The 18,047-nt window shown below is 52.7% G+C and carries 17 protein-coding genes; 7 read left to right on the plus strand and 10 right to left on the minus strand.

Annotation, left to right across the window (positions count from 1 at the left end):
• From B3F49_RS07740 to B3F49_RS07750, 3 genes are all read right to left on the minus strand, one after another.
• Positions 1 to 749, minus strand: a 749-nt coding sequence (locus tag B3F49_RS07740) for an aminoacetone oxidase family FAD-binding enzyme (protein ID WP_293910205.1), incomplete at its 3' end; no start/stop codon positions are given.
• Between the two features lie 121 nt (positions 750 to 870).
• Positions 871 to 1,875: an NAD-dependent epimerase gene (locus tag B3F49_RS07745; protein ID WP_293910207.1), complete on the minus strand. Its 1,005-nt coding sequence runs from the start codon at positions 1,873 to 1,875 to the stop codon at positions 871 to 873.
• 108 nt (positions 1,876 to 1,983) lie between these two features.
• Positions 1,984 to 3,270 carry an NCS2 family permease gene (locus tag B3F49_RS07750; protein WP_293890961.1) on the minus strand — a complete coding sequence of 429 codons (1,287 nt, stop codon included), beginning with the start codon at positions 3,268 to 3,270 and terminating at the stop codon, positions 1,984 to 1,986.
• Positions 3,271 to 3,546: 276 nt separating this feature from the next.
• On the opposite strand from B3F49_RS07750, the gene ade reads away from it, so the two are divergent.
• Positions 3,547 to 5,292, plus strand: a complete 1,746-nt coding sequence (gene ade, locus B3F49_RS07755) for an adenine deaminase (protein WP_293910209.1) — start codon at positions 3,547 to 3,549, stop codon at positions 5,290 to 5,292.
• Here the strand turns inward: ade and B3F49_RS07760 are convergent.
• The 3 genes from B3F49_RS07760 to B3F49_RS07770 are packed head-to-tail and all read right to left on the minus strand — an operon-like array spanning position 5,282 to position 8,150.
• On the minus strand, positions 5,282 to 6,037 hold the full coding sequence (locus B3F49_RS07760) for an ABC transporter ATP-binding protein (RefSeq protein WP_293890955.1): 756 nt from the start codon (positions 6,035 to 6,037) through the stop codon (positions 5,282 to 5,284). The two genes, ade and B3F49_RS07760, sit on opposite strands and share 11 nt — an antisense overlap.
• Positions 6,034 to 7,050: a FecCD family ABC transporter permease gene (locus B3F49_RS07765; protein ID WP_293890952.1), complete on the minus strand. Its 1,017-nt coding sequence runs from the start codon at positions 7,048 to 7,050 to the stop codon at positions 6,034 to 6,036. The genes B3F49_RS07760 and B3F49_RS07765 overlap by 4 nt, the downstream gene beginning before the upstream one ends.
• Positions 7,047 to 8,150 (minus strand): ABC transporter substrate-binding protein, encoded by a 1,104-nt coding sequence (locus B3F49_RS07770; RefSeq protein ID WP_293910211.1) that lies wholly within the window; start codon positions 8,148 to 8,150, stop codon positions 7,047 to 7,049. Before B3F49_RS07770 ends, B3F49_RS07765 begins: the two co-directional genes overlap by 4 nt.
• A gap of 152 nt (positions 8,151 to 8,302) precedes the next feature.
• Between B3F49_RS07770 and B3F49_RS07775 the strand changes: the two genes are divergently transcribed.
• Genes B3F49_RS07775 through B3F49_RS07795 form a run of 5 tightly spaced genes read left to right on the plus strand, consistent with a single transcriptional unit; the run spans position 8,303 to position 13,012 of the window.
• Entirely contained in the window at positions 8,303 to 9,631 is a 1,329-nt protein-coding gene (locus B3F49_RS07775; RefSeq protein ID WP_293910213.1) for a glutamate-5-semialdehyde dehydrogenase, read from the plus strand.
• On the plus strand, positions 9,628 to 10,752 hold the full coding sequence (proB, locus tag B3F49_RS07780) for a glutamate 5-kinase (RefSeq protein ID WP_293910215.1): 1,125 nt from the start codon (positions 9,628 to 9,630) through the stop codon (positions 10,750 to 10,752). The genes B3F49_RS07775 and proB overlap by 4 nt, the downstream gene beginning before the upstream one ends.
• A complete protein-coding gene (locus tag B3F49_RS07785) occupies positions 10,742 to 11,662 on the plus strand; it encodes a hypothetical protein (protein ID WP_293910217.1) in 921 nt (306 codons plus the stop codon). The genes proB and B3F49_RS07785 overlap by 11 nt, the downstream gene beginning before the upstream one ends.
• Complete coding sequence (locus tag B3F49_RS07790; RefSeq protein ID WP_293890937.1) at positions 11,659 to 12,402, plus strand: N-acetylmuramoyl-L-alanine amidase family protein; 744 nt, start codon at positions 11,659 to 11,661, stop codon at positions 12,400 to 12,402. Before B3F49_RS07785 ends, B3F49_RS07790 begins: the two co-directional genes overlap by 4 nt.
• Positions 12,403 to 12,415: 13 nt before the next feature.
• Positions 12,416 to 13,012, plus strand: a complete 597-nt coding sequence (locus B3F49_RS07795) for a GyrI-like domain-containing protein (protein ID WP_293910219.1) — start codon at positions 12,416 to 12,418, stop codon at positions 13,010 to 13,012.
• Position 13,013: 1 nt separating this feature from the next.
• Here the strand turns inward: B3F49_RS07795 and B3F49_RS07800 are convergent, their stop codons facing one another.
• Genes B3F49_RS07800 through B3F49_RS07815 form a run of 4 tightly spaced genes read right to left on the minus strand, consistent with a single transcriptional unit; the run spans position 13,014 to position 17,087 of the window.
• Positions 13,014 to 14,465, minus strand: coding sequence for a nicotinate phosphoribosyltransferase (locus B3F49_RS07800; RefSeq protein WP_293910221.1), 1,452 nt, complete (start codon positions 14,463 to 14,465; stop codon positions 13,014 to 13,016).
• Positions 14,466 to 14,477: 12 nt separating this feature from the next.
• A complete protein-coding gene (gene serS / locus B3F49_RS07805; protein ID WP_293910223.1) occupies positions 14,478 to 15,758 on the minus strand; it encodes a serine--tRNA ligase in 1,281 nt (426 codons plus the stop codon).
• Positions 15,759 to 15,768: 10 nt separating this feature from the next.
• The gene (gene proC, locus B3F49_RS07810) at positions 15,769 to 16,584 is read right to left on the minus strand and encodes a pyrroline-5-carboxylate reductase (RefSeq protein ID WP_293890639.1); all 816 of its coding nucleotides are present in this window, start codon (positions 16,582 to 16,584) and stop codon (positions 15,769 to 15,771) included.
• A gap of 2 nt (positions 16,585 to 16,586) precedes the next feature.
• Complete coding sequence (locus B3F49_RS07815) at positions 16,587 to 17,087, minus strand: tRNA (cytidine(34)-2'-O)-methyltransferase (RefSeq protein WP_293910225.1); 501 nt, start codon at positions 17,085 to 17,087, stop codon at positions 16,587 to 16,589.
• A gap of 134 nt (positions 17,088 to 17,221) precedes the next feature.
• On the opposite strand from B3F49_RS07815, the gene B3F49_RS07820 reads away from it, so the two are divergent.
• Entirely contained in the window at positions 17,222 to 18,046 is an 825-nt protein-coding gene (locus B3F49_RS07820) for an undecaprenyl-diphosphate phosphatase (protein ID WP_293910227.1), read from the plus strand.
• Position 18,047: the final 1 nt, after the last annotated feature.

An 18,047-nucleotide genomic window follows, 5' to 3' on the forward strand; every position in this document is an offset into this window, starting at 1 on the left:
CTGACGAGCCGGGAGCTGCTGAGAATCGCCGGTCCGGAGAGACCGTCATGCGTGAATAGGACATCGCCTCGTCTCTGCTCGTACGCAGCATTTTCGCCGCTGTGGTAGAAGGATACGAAGGCATCGCGTACAGCGTTTCCTGCCAGATGCCTGAAGGGATGGTCGGTGATGCTGATCGCAGTCAGGCCTGGTTTCAAAGGCACAATGCTGTGTCCGAGTGCTTTGGCCAATTCATAGCCGCTTCCATCGCTGCCGGTTCTCGGGTAACTCATGCCGCCGGTGGCAAGAATGAGGTTTCTTGTCTCATACGCTGCGTTCGCTGTTGCAATCAGAAACCCTTGCTCCAAGGGTGTGATGGATGTGATGTGTGCATTGGTAATGATTTGCACCTTGGAGAGCCGAATCAGAAAAGAGCGTACATCGCGGGCGTCCAGGCTCTTGGGAAACACCTTGCCGTCCTCGCGGACGAGAAGAGGCAGTCCTTGTTGTTCAAACCAATCGTACAGGTTTTTGGTGGTGAAGTTCTGCAGTGCCGGCAACAGGAAGTTGCGTTGCTGCTTGCTGCCAAAATGGGTGAGAAAAGAGTCGGTAGGCAGGGTGTTGGTGAGATTGCACTGACCGCTGCCGGTTATCAGCAGTTTTCTGCCCACTTCGGGACAATGGTCGAGTACCAAGCCGTTGTGTGTCTTGAGGTTCGCGGCAGCAAAGAGACCGGCTGCTCCACCTCCAATGATGATGACATCGTACATATGAACAGTTTAGCAGAGTCGCTCTCTTGTGTCTTGGTCACTGTGGTGGTATGCAGCAAACTATGAAAAGAATGTTGCTGTTTTTCTTTTCTTGAGTGTAGTCCTTTTCTGGGGTGCTGTATCAGAGCTGGTAGTAGCTCTTGAACCAATTCACGAACGATGCAAGCCCTTGTTCAAGAGGAGTATCCGGCTTGAAATCGAAATCCTCCATGAGGTCGGAGACATCGGCATAGGTTTGGTACACATCCCCGCTTTGCATGGGCAGGTATTCCTTGACGGCTTCCCTGCCCAGGCAGGACTCGAGAATCTCAATGAACGTATTCAACCTGACCGGTTTGTTGTTGCCGATATTGTACACTTTGTAGCGGTCTTTCGCCTCATTTTCCTCGGGAGGATTGGGGATGATTCGCTCGATGGCGGTGATGATGTCATCGACATAGGTGAAATCACGCCACATGTCCCCGTGATTGAAGACCTTGATGCTCTTGCCTTCCATGATTCGTTTGGCAAAGGAGAAGTAGGCCATGTCAGGTCTTCCAAAGGGACCGTAGACGGTGAAGAAGCGCAGCCCCGTGGAAGGAATCCGGTAGAGATGCGTATAGGCGTGGGCCATCAGCTCATTCGATTTTTTCGTCGCTGCATAGAGGCTCACCGGATGGTCCACCTTGTCTTTGGTCGAGTAGGGAATCTTGCTGTTAAGTCCATATACCGAGGAGGAGGAGGCATAGACAAGGTGCTTGACCTGAGAGTGGCGGCAGGCCTCCAAAATGTTGAGAAAACCAACCAGGTTCGACTGGAGGTATGCATAGGGATTGTCGATGCTGTACCTTACTCCAGCCTGTGCCGCCAGATTGATGACATAATCGATAGTGTGCGTCGCAAAGATGTCGTCGAGCGCCTTCTTGTCGGCAAGATCTGCCTTGTAAAAGTAGAAGTTGTCGCAGGCAAGCAGCCTCAACCGCTCCTCTTTGAGACTCACTTCATAGTAGTCGTTCAGATTGTCAAGGCCGATGACCGAACAGCCTCGGTCCAATAACCTGCGGGTCAGGTGAAACCCGATGAAACCGGCTGCTCCGGTGACCAGGTATGTCTTGCTTGTATCGAGAGAAAAAAGGTTGGTACGCATCCATTGCTCCTTGGCCTTGTTATTGTAGCGTAGAAGATTCGCGATGGGTAGATGCAAAAGTAAGGACCTCCCATGCAGGAGGTCCGATAAGAACAGAGCTAAAAGCTTTTAGAGAGCGCCAAAGACAATCTTGAGCACGAACAAGCCAAATACAACCCAAGTCATCTTGGATATCTCGCCGGTCTTCTTGGTCAATAGCTTGAGCAGCACGTAGGAGACGATACCGAACATGATACCATCGGCGATGCTGTAGGCAACGATCATGAAAATCATGGTGAGGAAGGCGGGGATTGCTTCGGTCATCTCGCTCCATTCGATATCCTTGACCGGGCTCATCATCATGACACCGACGATGATCAAAGCAGGAGCGGTGGCAGCACTGGGAATCGAGCCGAACAACGGTTCGAGGAACAGCGAGAGAGCAAACAGAATTGCCACAACCAGTGCGGTAAGACCGGTGCGGCCGCCCTCGACGACGCCGGCTGAAGACTCTACGAATGTTGTTACCGTGGAAGTGCCAAGCATAGCACCAACGGTTGTTCCGACTGCGTCTGCAAACAAGGCTTCCTTGCAGTTGGGAATCGAGCCGTCTTTCTGGATCATGTCAGCCTTGGTTGCGCAGCCGATCAGGGTTCCAACGGTGTCGAACATGTCAACAAAGAGGAAGGTGAACATGATGACGACAAAGTCGATGCTCAGGATGTTGGAGAATTCAAAGGGGAAGAAGTAGGGGGCGGGAGGTACAAAAGAACCGCCGGCGTACTTGGTGATTCCAAAAGGAATGCCGATAATCGTGGTGATGATGATACCGATCAAGAGAGCGCCGTTTACCTTGTAGGCGAGCAGGACGCCGGTGATCAGAAGACCGATCATGGCAAGACCGGGGGCTCCCTTGAACCAGTCGGCATTGAGGGAAACCAAGGTGGCGCCGTCAACGATGATACCTGCATTCTGCATGCCGATGAAGGCGATGAAGAGGCCGATACCAACACCGATTGCTCTCTTCAGGTTTGCAGGGATGCTGTTGACGATGGCTTCGCGGATGTTTGCTGCAGTAAGAATCAGGAAGATGATACCTTCCACGAATACTGCGGTAAGCGCGAACTGCCAGCTGTATCCCATGCCCAACACGACGGTATAGGCGAGGAAGGCGTTCAGTCCCATGCCTGGGGCGAGGGCGAACGGCAGGTTGGCCAAAAGGGCCATGACCAAGGTGGCAATTGCAGAGGCAATGGCGGTTGCTGCAAATACCTTTGAGAAATCCATTCCGGCGTCGGAAAGGATGCCAGGGTTGACGGCAAGAATGTAAGCCATGGTGAGGAACGTGGTAATCCCTGCCATAACTTCAGTCTTGACGGTCGTTTTTCGTTCCTTGAGCTTGAAAAACTTTTCCATCGATGCACTCCTTGCAGATGTTTTGAATATGAACATTCTATCCCAAATGCTGCATCTCGTACAGAAAAATCGTCGGATTTGTTATTTAACCCAATTTACCAGTGCATTGTCAGCAATGTGGATAAATATATTTCGATAATTTTGCTATATACTTAAAAATCTCTAGGATTATCTAAAAAGAGGAGCAGGAAAACGTCACTTTTTTCCTTGAAGATTCCTGTCGAGATGGTACACTAAGAAAAATACGTTGCAATATGTTGCCAAAAAGGAGAGCTTATGGATTCTTTGGATGTGCTGAGCGAGGTGATTGCGACCGCCTCACTACGAAAAGAAGCCCAACTCTGCATTACCAATGCCCGTGTCTTGGATGTGTATAATAAAGAGTGGTTTGAAGCGGATGTGCTGATAAGCGAAGGATATTTTACCGGGTATGCCCAACCGGGGGAGGGAAGGGCCCGCTTGATAGTGGATGCCCGGCGATGCTATTTGATTCCCGGCTTGATCGACAGTCATGTCCATATAGAGTCCAGTCATGCAACGCCTGCAGAGTTCAGCAACCTTGTCGTTCCCTGCGGGACGACGACAGTCATCGCCGATCCGCACGAAATTTGCAACGTCTGCGGGCTTGACGGGCTTTCCTACATGCTCGATGCCTCAGAAAACATCGCTTTGCAGGCCTTTTTCATGGTCCCTTCCTGTGTTCCTGCAACCACCTTCGAACACAGCGGAGCCGTAATGCACGCTGCCGATCTGGTTGCACCTTTGCAGCATGAGCGGGTGCTCGGACTGGGGGAGATGATGGATTATCCGGGGGTCGTCAACGGTTCCTCGCTGGTGCTGGACAAGATCCGGGAAGCAAAAAAAGCGAAAAAAATCATTGACGGTCATAGTCCTGCCATTCATGGTTCTGCTTTGGATGCCTATTGCGCCGCCGGAATCAGAACCGATCATGAGTGCGAAACGACCGAGGAGCTCAAGGAGAGAGTTCGACGCGGCATGTATGTGATGCTTCGGGAAGGCTCGGCATGCAACAATGTGCTTGGACTGCTTGGCGGGGTGAACGAGTGCAACAGCAGACGGTGCATGTTCTGCACCGACGATCGACAACCCAAGAGCATCCTCAGTGAAGGCCATATCAACAACAATGTCCGGCTTGCTGTAGGTGCGGGCCTGGATCCGATCGAAGCCATCTGCATGGCCACGATCAATAGCTGTGATTGCTATCATCTCAGTGACAGGGGGGCGATTGCGCCCGGGCTTCGAGCTGATTTCTGCCTGTGCAACGATTTGACGGAGTTTACGATGCACCAGGTCTATATCGGAGGCAAATTGGTCGCCCAGGATGGAGGAATGCTCAAGCCTGATGCAAACACACCCGATGACCGGGTGCTTGGACGGATGGATGTAAAGGGTTTCAGCACTGAGCGATTGAAACTCAAGCTGTCGGACACCCACGTCCGGGTCATCGATATTGTTCCCGGCGGCGTGGTCACCGAAGCTGGTGAGGCCACGGTTTCCGTAGTGGATGGAATGTGGGTGCATGATTCCAATCAGGATATTGTGAAGCTGGCGGTGATAGAGCGCCACAAGGGGACCGGAAACGTTGCACTTGCCTTGCTTCGGGGCTATGGTCTGAAAGGCGGGGCGATGGCAACCTCCGTCGCCCACGATTCGCACAACATCATCGTAGCAGGAGACAACGATGATGACATGAGTTTGTGTGTATCGCACCTGGTCGGCAGCGGCGGCGGTATGGTGATTGCGAAGCAGGGGAGAATCCTTGCATTTTTCGCCCAACCCGTCGCAGGATTGATGAGCACCGGAAACGGACCTGAAATAGCCCGGAATCTGGATACCCTGCACCGAATCGCCACCAGTGAGCTTCATGTCAGCAAGGACATCGATCCCTTCATGACCTTGTGCTTCATGTCGCTTCCGGTGATACCCACCTACAAACTCACCGATATGGGGCTCTTTGATGTCCGATCGTTTTCATTTGTACCCCTTGAGCTCAATAAATAAGCGTCCTGCCCTCTATTGACCCGACTTTCAAAGGTATTCCGTAGAGGGTGGTGAGCATCTCTGATGTCACCGTCTCCTCCTTGGGTCCATAGCAGAGCAGTCGACCTTTTTTGAGCATGGCGACGTGGGTGGCCAGCTCATAGGCCAAATTTGCATCGTGCGTGGTGAAGAGCAGGGTTTTTCCTTTCTCAAAGAGATTCTTGAGGATCGAGATGACGCGCATCCGGTTTGCAGGGTCGAGGGCGCTGGTCGGTTCGTCCAACAGCAGAATCCGGCTTTGCTGGGCAATTGCGCGGGCCAGTAGCAGCAGCTGGTGCTCCCCACCGGAGAGGCTGGTGATCGGACGGTCCTGATAGGCCTCCAGTCCTACTTCCCCCAATGCTTCCACGGCGATTGCGGCATCCTCCTCTGTCGGTGTGCCCATCTGGGAAAGGTAGGGACTGCGTCCGAAGAGTGTGTATTCAAGCAGGGTGAAGGAGAAGTTGTAGTGCTCGCTTTGGGGTACCAAGGCGAGATTTCTTCCCAGTTCCTTGCGTCCGTATTCGGTAAGCTCCTTGCCGAAAAGGGAGATGCCTCTGGCTTTGTTCCACCCGAGCAGCAGGTCGAGCAGTGTCGATTTGCCGGCTCCGTTGGAACCAAGAATCGCCACCGACTGCCCTTGTTCTACAGTGAAGGAGACAGAATCCAGGGCTTGGGTCCCCCCTGGATACGTATAGCTGATCTGATCCAGCTCAAGAACTTTCATGCTTTCCCCTCCTGATGCTTGAGCGAGAGGATGATGATGAAGACGAAGGCTCCCAAAAAGCTGGTCAGAAGGCCGATGGGAATTTCGGTAGGCAGCAGCGTCCTGCCTATGGTATCACAGAGCAGTAAAAAGAGGGAGCCGAGAATCATGGATGCGGGGAAGCTGTAGGAGCTGTCCGAGCCAAAAAGTTTGCGACCCAGATGGGGGGTGATCAAGCCGACCCAGCCGATCAGGCCGGTAATCGAGATGGTCAGCGTGGTTCCCACTGTGGCAACGATCAGCAGGATGAGCCTGTCGCGCTTGGGGTTGAGCCCTACGCTGAAGGAGGTTTTCTCCTGCAGTGAAAGCAGATTGAGCTTCCAGCGATAGCAAAACAGGATGACCAGGCAGGCTACCACAATGCTGAGAATCGAGAAGATCTGGTTCCAGGTTGCATTCCATAGTCCTCCCATCATCCAAAACGTGATGTCCTGCAGGTCTTTTGTCGGTTCCGCTACAATCTTGACCACGCCCAAGGCGCTGGAGTAGATGGCCGAGACTGCGATACCGCTGAGTACCAGACGCAGCAGTGCACCTCCGAAGCGAAAACGCTTGGACAAGAGATAGGAAGCCAATAAGGCGGTAAGGCCGAAGAATGTGGCGCTGAGCTGGACAAGAACGCTGCTGCCCGTACCCAGCACAATCATCAGGGCGGCACCGAAAGCGGAGCCTTGGCTGACCCCTAGAAAACCAGGTTCGACCAACGGATTTGAGAACAGCATCTGGAAGGTGAATCCGCTGGCACTGAGCATGGCTCCTGCCAGCAGGGCCAGCAGGATCCTGGGAAGGCGGACCTGAAGCACTATGGTGTTGACCATCGGATCGGTCCAATCCGAGGGAAAGGTAAAGCCGGGTTTAGGATATCGGCCGGCAAAGAGAAAGAGGACGGAGAGGGCGATGGTTGCCACCAACAAGAGCGACAGCCGGATGCCCCGCCGTTTTTGCTCGACTCTGTAGAAGGGGGCGGCATTCATAACGTGTTGATTGCCACCGACGATCGGTACAGGTCAAGCAGTACATCAAGCTTCCCCTCGTCTGTTATATTGTAGAAATCCTGATAGAAGCGCCTTACTTGTGCTTCCATATCCAAGTCGGCAAACAAAGCAGGATATGCCTCCTTTGCCAACCACTGCAGACCCAATATCCAGGAAGCGACAGGCTGGATGTAGTTCATCATATCGTGAGGACTTGCTTTTACCCGGCCGTTTTTCACTGCGTCCAGATTGGCCCAGACCCCTGATTCCTGCACAGCCTTCACGTACTTGTAGCTGGCATCCTTGTAGCTGACGAGAATGACCAGCTCGGGGTTCCAGGCAGCAATTTGTTCGAAGCTGACCGTCGACCAGCCGTTGGCTGCCTTGTTGGCACCCTTGTAGACAGGAATTGCACCGACGGTCTCCACCATCCATGTCTGCATCCAGGAATCGGGAGCGATTTTATAGGCATAGGTTGCATCGGAACGTTCAGCCTGCAACAGCAGGATTCTTACTTTCTCTTCCTCTTTCAAGCCTTTGACCCTGTCGGTGATGAATCGGACCTGCGTCTCGTAGAGATTGATCAGCTGTTCGGCTCGGACGGTGTTCTTCAGCAGCTTTCCCAGCTCTCTGAGTTCGTTCTTCCAGTCCTCATAACTCTCAAGGTTCATGGTGTAGTTGGGAATGCCCAGCTGGTCGAGTTTTTTTGCAGTGGATTCATAGTGGGTGGCTTTCATGAGTACCAAATCACTGTTTTTGCTGGCAATCTCCTCAGCACTTGCCGTCTGGCTGATGCGCGGCTTCTGGTCCAGTCCGGGTCTGATGAAGGCAAAGAAATCGCCCAACCCTTGGTCGGTTTTGGGCAGGGTAATGTCCATGCTTTCCACTTCTTCGAATAAAAACAACGCATTGGCAGGCATATTGCCGGCTTTGCCGGCGATCAGGATATGAGAAGGCTTTTGTGCAAGCTTGAGCGTGCGGTTATTTGCATCGGTGGCCGTGTAGTAGTCGGAATTGTCCATGGCAGACTCTGATGAAGCTTGGGCAAAGAGGAGGGCCGGCAGCAAAAGAAAGCATATAAGCAGCGAACGAATCTTCATAGGAAAGCTCCTTGGTGTTGCGAATGGTTGCAGTTTACCATTGTATTTTTAAAAGTGCAATCGGATTTTGCCCATTTGGCCATCTCTTTTCACCTTGATACCTTTGCCCATTCAGTTTACTGTTATAGTTAGTACGATAAAGGACCTGAAGAATGGATAAACATGCATTACACCAGCGGATTCGTGATCTGAGGGCGAGTTCCAAGCGCTTGGCCGCCAGCAGGCAGGAAGAGAGAAACGCCCTTTTGCTTGCGATGGCAGAGAATCTGCGAACAGCATATCCCGTCATTGCATCTGCAAACCAGGAAGATGTCCGTTCTGCGCGGGAAAATGGACAGAAAGAATCATTGATCAAGCGCCTGGTTTTCTCACAGGAGAAGCTTGAAGCCTCCCTTGCCGGCCTGAGGCAAGTGGCCCAACTTGACGATCCGATCGGCAAGGTCAAGCAGCGCAGGCTGCTCGATACCGGCCTGCTCCTTGAGCAGGTTACGTTCCCCATCGGGGTGATCGGCATGATATTCGAAGCACGGCCCGATGCTCTCATCCAGATAGTCTCCTTGTGCTTGAAAAGCGGCAATGGAATCATCCTGAAAGGGGGGAGGGAGGCACAGCGAACCAATACTGCGCTGGTGGAGGTCATCAAGCAAAGCTGCGCATCATCCACACTCGGTGATGCTTGGTTGACCCTCCTGGAAAGCCACGGCGATGTGGATCAGATTCTGGGTATGGAGGATGAGATCGACCTGCTCATTCCCCGCGGCAGCAATCAATTTGTCAAGTATGTGATGGAGCACACATCGATTCCCGTGCTCGGCCATGCAGATGGGATCTGTCATCTCTATATCGATGAGAAAGCCGATTTGGACAAGGCTGTTGAAATTGCCTTTGACTCCAAGACACAGTATCCTGCCGCCTGCAATGCCGTGGAAACCATACTTGTGCATCAGAAGATGGCAAAACAAGTGCTCCAGCCTCTGGCCAGGAGACTGGCTGAGGGAAATGTTGTCATCCATGGGGACAGCGTCGTCTGTTCCTGCATCCAGGCCATACCCTACGAGCAAGGCGATTGGGAGCGGGAGTATTTGCAGAACGAGGTGAATATTCATGTCGTGGACTCACTACAGCAGGCGATCGAGCATATTGAGGAGTATGGGTCGCACCATACCGATGCCATTGTCAGTGAGGATTCCCAGGCGGTTAGAACATTCTTTACACAAGTCGACAGTGCCGATGTCTTTGCGAACTGCTCGACCAGGTTTTCAGACGGGTATCGATTCGGTCTCGGAGCGGAGGTAGGTATCAGTACGGCAAAAATTCATGCCCGCGGTCCGGTAGGCTTGGAAGGTTTGATGAGTACCAAGTATCTGGTACGCGGAACCGGCCAGGTGGTTTCTACCTATGCAGGGGCGGTTCCCAAGCCGTTTCTGCATCAAGAGCTTGCCTGCGACGGCCACTCAATGCTTTCAGGAGAAGAGGTATGAGTCGTGATTTGGCGGATGTGAAACGTATCGTGCTGAAGGTGGGAACCAATCTGCTCAGCTGCAAGGATGGAATCGACGAGACCCGCATCGACTCCATCGTTGAACAGATTGCTTGTTTGATGAAAAAGAATTACCAAGTCCTCCTGGTTTCCAGCGGGGCCATCGGCATGGGGGCGAAAGAGCTGCACCTGAAGGGACCGGTCAAGCAGGTTGCAATGCGTCAGGCGTGTGCTTCGATCGGACAACCGCTGTTGATGTCCAGTTACCGCAGGGCATTCAAGAAGCATGGCCTGGTTTGCTCGCAGATCCTGCTGACCCGCAAGGATTTGAACAACCGTCTTACCTACGTAAACCTCCGCAATAGTGTTTTCACCCTGCTGGATTTGGGCGTGGTGCCTGTTTTCAATGAGAATGACGTGGTGAGCACAGCCGAAATTGGTTCTGCTTTCGGGGACAACGACCGCATGAGTGCCATGGTCGCCAGCAAGATCGACGCTGATTTGTTGATCATCCTCACCGATATCACCGGGCTGTATACTGCAGACCCTAAAAAGGACACCAATGCACAGCTGCTCAGTGAGATCGAGTTGTTGGATGAGAAAATTCTTGCATATGCTGGTGGAGCAGGATCGACCTATTCAACCGGTGGAATGAAGACCAAGCTCCTGGCTGCCAAAATTGCAGCAGTTGCCGGGTGTGCAACCATCATTGCCAGCGGCTACGAGGAGAATGCCTTGCCGAGGCTTTTGGAATCAGAAGCGCTGGGAACCTACATCCATCCGACCAAACGGCTCAGTCAGCGGGAGCGGTGGATTCTCAACAACTCCCATCAGGGATCCATCGAGGTGGATGATGGAGCAAAACAAGCACTGCTCTCCAAAAAAAGCCTGCTTCCCAAAGGGGTGGTTCGGGTGCATGGGGTTTTCTCCGAGGGAGATGTCATTCAGGTTTGTTCAACGGATGGAAAGCCGTTTGCCAAGGCTGTTCCCTATTTGAACAGTACCGATATTGCCAGTGTTGCCGGACATAGCAGCAAGGATATCCAACGGATTCTAGGAACAGGCTACAAGGACATGATTTTCCGTCCAGAGGATTTGGTGTTGCTCGACGATGTTGAATAACTATCGAATATACCGTAGAAAGCAAGAGCTCGGCAGCAGGGTCACTCGGTTGCACAATACCGAACAGCTTGCCATCGGTATTCTCGATACTGGAAACCTCGAACAGCTGACCAACTGCCTGGATTGGTATACCCGTGAGATGAATTACAGCCTGCATGTAGTAACCCAGGAAGGACGTTTTGATCTGGGGCTCATGCAGGAAGCATACAAGGATGTGACCTTCCTGGTTTTCACCAGTCATACCTTTACCGGAGAAAAAGTGAATGCGGTTGCAAACGAGTGCAGGACCAATCTGTTTCTCATTGTTCGTTCCGACTTGTTGCTGGTAACCTTCGATGGCCCGACTCTCTTGGATGCCATGACCCAAAGCGACCATCCGGCAGCCTTCTCAGCCGTGGTTGCCAACGCCTACCGCGAAATCATCCCCTGTCGAAGGATGCCGCGCATGTGTGGCCGGCATTTGGATCCCGATTCCGGTTTTCCCAGTCTGGATAGGGCTGTCAGTCTTCCTTCCCTCTATCCTTTCATGTGCCTGGGCTTGTATGACCGCGCCTTGTTTCAACGGCTCAGGGGTTTTGATGAGGCTATCCACAGCGAGTATTGGCAGGCTTTGGATTGGGGAATTCGTTGCCACCTGCTCGGATATACCGTCTCGATCAACAGTGCGTTGATGGTGCAGTTTCCCGACCGAGAAAGCGTCATTGAAGACCGCAGCGAGGCAGAGGGGTACCTCAGGTGCTATACCAAGGCGCTCTCGGTGCAGAAGATCAATGCAAAGAATGTTGCAAGAAAATACAAAGGGTTTTTCGACAAGGAAGTCTATCAGACGGAAGTGAAGAAACGCATGCTTTGGCTGCAAAAACTTGATTTTGCAGAGCTCTGCGCCCGTTGGCCCAAGGAGGATGCGTGAAGAAGGTACTTTTTCTGATGGTATTGCTTGTGGTGTGTTCTCCTCTTTCTGCCGCTGCCGACCCTTTTTCCTATCCGGTGAAAACCATTATCCTGGATGCCGGACACGGAGGTCACGACCCTGGAGCCTCCTATGCATGGAGTTTCGCCGGGGGGACTGTGTATGAGCGGGATTTGACGCTGGACATAACCAAGCGCCTGCATGCACTGCTGGCGGTCTCCCACCCGGATTTGCAGTTGGTCATGACCCGTAGCGACGATACCTACCTAACGCTAGAACAACGTTGCGAGGTGGCATACTCACAGAGCCTCAAAGCCCAAAGCAGTGCGCTCTTTGTCTCCATCCATGTCAATAGTGCACAGACCAAGGAAGCTTCAGGATTTGAGATCCTGACCAAGCAACAGAACAAGCGGGTGACATTTCTCGATGAGAAAACCCCGATTGAGAACATCAGCCTGTTTTCTTCGCATTCGCTTCTTTCACTCAATCGATTGCTCAACCATCGAAACCTTGTAGTGGCTTCCAACTTTGAGAAGACATTGTCCGAGAGACTGGTCACCAGCCGCAACAGGGGCGTGAAGGAGCGTGATATCTATGTCCTGAATGCCAGCAGGATGCCGTCCGTGCTGGTGGAGGTCGGGTTTCTAACCAATGAAGAGGATGCACGCAACCTGGTATCACCGCAATATCGACAGCGTGTAGCCCAGGCTTTGGCAACAGCCATCGAGCTTTGCCTCTGACAAGGAGGTCCGCTTGATTGAGTATGATGTAAGAAAAGCTCTCAAAGAACTCTACAATCCCAAAAAAGAACCCTCGTTGGTCTACGCTCCTCAACAGGTCTACTGCATCGTTGACGGGGAGGGTAAGGCCGAGGACGAAGCCTATGAACTGGCGGTCCAGATGCTCTATGCCATCAGCACTACCTTGCAGGCTGAGTTCGGCAGGCATCGTCTCTATCAAAGCTTTGCCGTCTCCCCGCTCGAGTGCCTGTGGGTGCCCTTGGAAACAGAGAACCGGAGGACCTGGCAGTGGTCGGCAATGATCGCCCAACCTGACTGGCTGAACGAGGAGCTTTTCCTGCAGGTGCGCGACCAAGTAGCATTCAAGCAAGGACTTTCCACTGCTTCCGTCCACCTTGGATTGCTCGAAGAGGGATTGTGTGTCACTGCTCTGCATACCGGTTCCTATAAGGATGAAGTTGCAAGTATGGCAAGAATGCAAGCCTTTTGTGACGAACACGGCCTGAGAAGAGTGGGGACGGCGCACAGGGAGATTTATCTGGACAATTGCAGGAACACAAGAGCCGCCCTGTTGAGGACGGCTCTGCGGTTTGCTGTCGAGCGAATGTGAGTTACTGCTCGTCCTTCGCCTTCCTGCGCTGGGCGACCAAGAGGTCCATCTTCAACTTTTTAAGCTTGGAGGAGAGACTGACTTTGTAGATATGCGGATTGATTTGCCGCAAATAGCTCTTGTGAAATGTTTCAAGGCTTTTTTGTGCATATGCTTGAATCTGCTGCAGGGAGGGTTTCTCCGTCACACGTCTGCCTTCCAGCATGATTGTTTTGAGAAGCGGCTCACAGCGGGTATAGCGGTCGCTTTGCATCTCAAAGAAATCAGCCTCGGCGAAGGGATGGTAGAACGTATACTTTTTACCGGTGACTATCTGCTCGTGATGCAGTGTCACAAGGTCGGCTATCGCTCCGCCTTCAGCATCATAAAACCGATAGACCTGCTTGATGCCCGGATTGGTGGTCTTCTCAAAGCTGTTGGAGATTTTCATGGTGGGAACGATTGTTCCATCGGCATTCTGCTTTGCAGCGAGTTTATACACCCCGTTGAGCGAAGCTTGGCTTCCTCCGGTCACCAGGTGCGTTCCGATTCCCCAGCTGTTGATGGGAACCTCGTCGTGCACCAATGTCTGCACAATTTCCTCCGTCAAATCGTTGGAGACTACGATTTTTGCATCCGTAAGGCCGGCATCGTCGAGTTTCTTGCGAATAACCCGGGGAAGGTAGGAAAGGTCGCCGCTGTCGATGCGCACCCCGATGGATTTCCCTTTCTTTTGCTGTTCAAGCCCGACGATGATGGCATTGTCGATACCCGATCCCAAGGTGTCATAGGTATCGATGAGCAGTACGGTGTTGTCAGGGTAGAGCTTTGCATAGGCACGAAATGATTCCAATTCGCTGGGATAACTCATGATCCAGGAGTGGGCCATGGTTCCAGCCACCGGAATATGGAAAACCTTTCCAGCCAGTGTGTTGCTGGTGACCTGGCAACCTCCGATGAATGCTGCCCTGCTTGCCGACAGTGCGCCATCGCCTCCCTGAGCCCTTCTCAGTCCGAATTCCATCAAGGTGCCGCGATTGCTGGCCAAGGCCATGCGGGAAGCCTTGGTTGCTATCAGGCTCTGGAAGTTCAGGGTATTGAGCAGAAGCCCTTCGATAAGCTGGGCCTCAATGAGGTTTGTATGCACCCGCAGCAAAGGTTCTGAGGGGAATACCACAGTCCCTTCCTCGACGGCGAAGATGTCCCCTTCGAACCGGTATGTTCTCAGATACTCGAGGAACGAGGAGTCAAACATGCCCAAGCTGCCAAGATACTCGATATCCGTATCACTGAATTGCAAAGCCTCAAGTTTATCCACCAGGTCGTGCAGGCCGGCAAATACCACATACCCTCCTTCGAAGGGGTTTGTGCGGTAGAACATATCAAAGACGACCTCGGGGTTGTGCTTGTTCAAATAGTACCCTTGCATCATGGTCAATTCATAGAAATCGGTTACCAAGGCGCTTGTAAGCATTGTTTTCCTTCCTTAGGCTTTCGCCTCGATCTTGGTGAAGCCGGTGTACGGCACCAAGGATTGGGGAATGAGCACCGACCCATCCTCGGTTTGGTAGTTCTCAAGGATGGCCACCATGGCACGACTGAGGGCGATGGCGGTTCCGTTGAGCATATGTACAAATTGGGTTTTCCCGTTTTCATCGCGGTATCGAATGGACAGGGAGCGCGCCTGGTAGTCGGTGCAGTTGCTGGTGGATGTCACCTCGCCATACTCACCGTTCTCACCCCGGCCGGGCATCCAGGCTTCAATGTCGAACTTGCGATAGGCGGGAGCCCCAAGATCTCCTGTGCAGGTATCGACAACACGGTAGGCAAGACCCAGACCGCTGAAAATCTCTTCCTCGATCGACAACAGCTGCTGGTGGTATGCATCCGATTGCTCGGGCAGGCAGTAGATGAACATCTCCAGCTTGGAGAACTGGTGTACGCGGTACAGACCCTTGGAATACTGTCCTGCACCTCCTGCTTCACGACGGAAACAGTGGGACAGCCCGGCCATCTTTATCGGTAGTTGTTCGCGCTCGAGAATCTGATCGGCATAGTAGCCGCCCAAGGTAATCTCCGCTGTTCCAACCAGGCAAGCTCCGGTACCCTCGATGGTGTAGATGTTGCTCTCCTCTCCACGAGGATTGAACCCGATGCCCGAAAGGATCTCTTCCTTGGCGATATCGGGGGTGATGAAAGGGGTGAACCCATGCTTGATCACGATATCCATTGCATATCGCTCAAGAGCCATCTGCAGGATCACCGCTTCTCGCTTGAGGTAATAAAACTTTGGACCCGAAACCCTGGTTGCGGTATCGAAATCGATGAGATCCAGCGATTCCCCAAGCTGCACATGGTCCTTGGCCTTGAAGGTGAAATGAGGGATGTCTCCCACAAACTTGATTGCGGTGTTGTCCTTGTCCTCTTTTCCCACTGGAGCATCGGGATGGGCGTAGTTTGGAATGGTTCCAGCCTGCTCACTGAAGGCTTTGTCGATTGCATTCAGCTGCTCTTCGACCGAGGCGATGCTCTCCTTCAGGCTTTTGCCTTCGGCGATCAAGGTTGTCCTGGCCTGGGAGTCGAGCTTGCCTTTCATTTTCTGTGCATTCTCATTGCGTTGTGCTCTCAGGTTTTCTACTTCCTGCATCAAAGCTGAACGCTTTTCCTGCAATTCAATGATTGCATCGATATCAACGCTCATATTTCGTACGCGAATGTTCTGAGCAATCTCATCGCGCCTGGCTTTCAACTCTTTCAAATCAATCATGCTGTTTCTTTCACCTCTTCCCTGTAATTTCTCGACCAAGCAATGCCCGTTCTTCCATCGCTTTTGATTTGCTGCAACTAGCCTCGACTGCTTGCATCACCACCGCATCAAAGGCCCCTTCACAGAGGGCCTGCATTCCCTCGATGGTGGTCCCTCCCGCTGAACACACCATGGTGGCCAGTGCGACCGGGTGTTGTTTGGAAGTGGAAAGCAAGGCGTTCGTGCTGTTCATTGTTGCGCTGACTATCTCAAGAGCCTGTGGATAGGGAATGCCCTCCCTGACCCCTCCCATGCTGAGCGCATGGCAGAATTGCAGCATGAAAGCGATGGCCGACCCGCTGATGCCGATGAATGCGGAGAACTGACTCTCATTCAGATGAAAGGCCTGTCCGAAAGACTGAGCGATGTCCCTTGCATAGGCAAGGTTTTCCGCCCAGCAGTTGGGATGTGCTGCATAGGCTGTCACTGCCGCCTTTTGTGATGCAGCGATATTGGGCATGAAGCGTACCACCTGGTCACTTCCAAGCTCCTCTGCCAAAACCGCAAGAGGAACTCCTGCAGCTATCGATATCCAAGCTTTTTCACTGCTGTTGTGCTTTCTGAGTATCGGATAGAGGGAGGGGAGTATCTGCGGTTTTACGGCAAGCAGGACACGCTGTGATCGGTCGAGCAGATCCTCAAGACTGGAGGCCGCTTCGATACCGGGAAACCGGGTAAGGACTTCCATTTTCTGTTGGTCGCTGTCATAGACGACCGCCCCGTCGGGAAGGCTTTGTGCTATGGCCCCTCCCATGTTGCCGCATCCAATGATTCCGAGCTTCTGCATGCTCACTCCTTCCAAGCTAGGCGATGCAGTGTTCCCGTTCTGCCAAGGTCGGGAAACTGAGCCTGCCTGAGATATTCGTAGGTAGCGATGGCCACACTGTTGGAAAGGTTCAAACTGCGCGCTTGGCTGCGCATGGGTATGCGTACACAGCTGTTTTGATGGTCTACGAGGATGGTCTCGGGAATTCCCTCACTCTCCTTGCCGAATACAAGGTAGGTTTCCTCCGGGTATGAGACCTCGGCATATATCCGTTGGGCTTTGGTGGTGAAAAAGTAGAGGTTTTCTGTCCCTTTCTGTTCCATGAATTCCTCGATGCCCGAATATTCGCGAAGCGTCAGCAACGGCCAGTAATCGAGGCCGGCACGCTTCAGATGCTTTTCAGAGAGGCTGAAACCCAGTGGATGAACCAGATGCAACGTCGCCCCGACCGCTGCACAGGTACGGGCGATGTTTCCGGTATTTTGCGGAATTTCTGGTTCAAACAGGACAATATGCAGAGCCATGGTCCTCCCCCTAAGGCAAATCTACCACTTGCAGGGAATCAGTACAAGGTGGTCTGACTGAGAGCTGCGGCATTTATCAACCTTGTAAACCGTTGAAGATTGCTCTAGACTTGCTTCAGTTTGGAGGGTTATGTATGGTCGAGATTCTGAAGGCTTTGGTTTTGGGTGTTGTACAGGGAATCACCGAATGGCTGCCCATCAGCTCGACAGGGCACCTGCTGCTTTTGGACGAGGTGCTTCACATCAACCTTGGCGAGCATGCCAGAGAGCTGTTCATGGTCATCATCCAACTGGCCTCCATTTTGGCTGTTGTCGTACTTTACTTTTCCACGCTCAATCCTTTCTCCTTTCGAAAGAGCAAGCAGCAGCGGACGGCAACCTATCTGCTTTGGGTCAAAGTCCTGATAGCAACCATTCCCGCCGGTATTGCAGGGGTTCTGCTCGATGACTACATGGATGCGCATCTGTATCGCTGGCCGGTCATCGCCCTTGCCCTCTTTGTCTACGGGGTGCTCTATCTGTTTTTGGAGAAAAGCAGCATTGGAAGAGCACCGAAGCGGGTGAAGGACCTCGATTCCCTCACCTATACGGATGCCCTGCTGCTCGGCTTTTTCCAGATGCTTGCCCTTGTTCCGGGAACCAGCCGTTCAGGCTCGACAATCCTGGGAGGCATCGTCATCGGCCTGGAGCGGCAGGTAGCCGCCAGGTTCTCTTTTTTCATGGCAATCCCAATCATGGCAGGGGCGTCCCTGTTGAAGCTCCTCAAGCTTGGCTTCTCCTACTCGGCAGAGGAGTATCTCTTGCTTGGAGTCGGGTTTGTCAGCTCCTTTCTCGTCTCCCTGGCCTGCATCAAAGCCCTCATCGCCTATGTTAGGAGCCATGACTTCTCAGCTTTCGGCATCTATCGCATCGTGCTTTCGGTCGTGGTCGTCATGTATTTCTCTACGATAGGAGCCTGAC

Source organism: Sphaerochaeta sp. UBA5836, from assembly GCF_002432845.1.
GTDB lineage: Bacteria > Spirochaetota > Spirochaetia > Sphaerochaetales > Sphaerochaetaceae > Sphaerochaeta.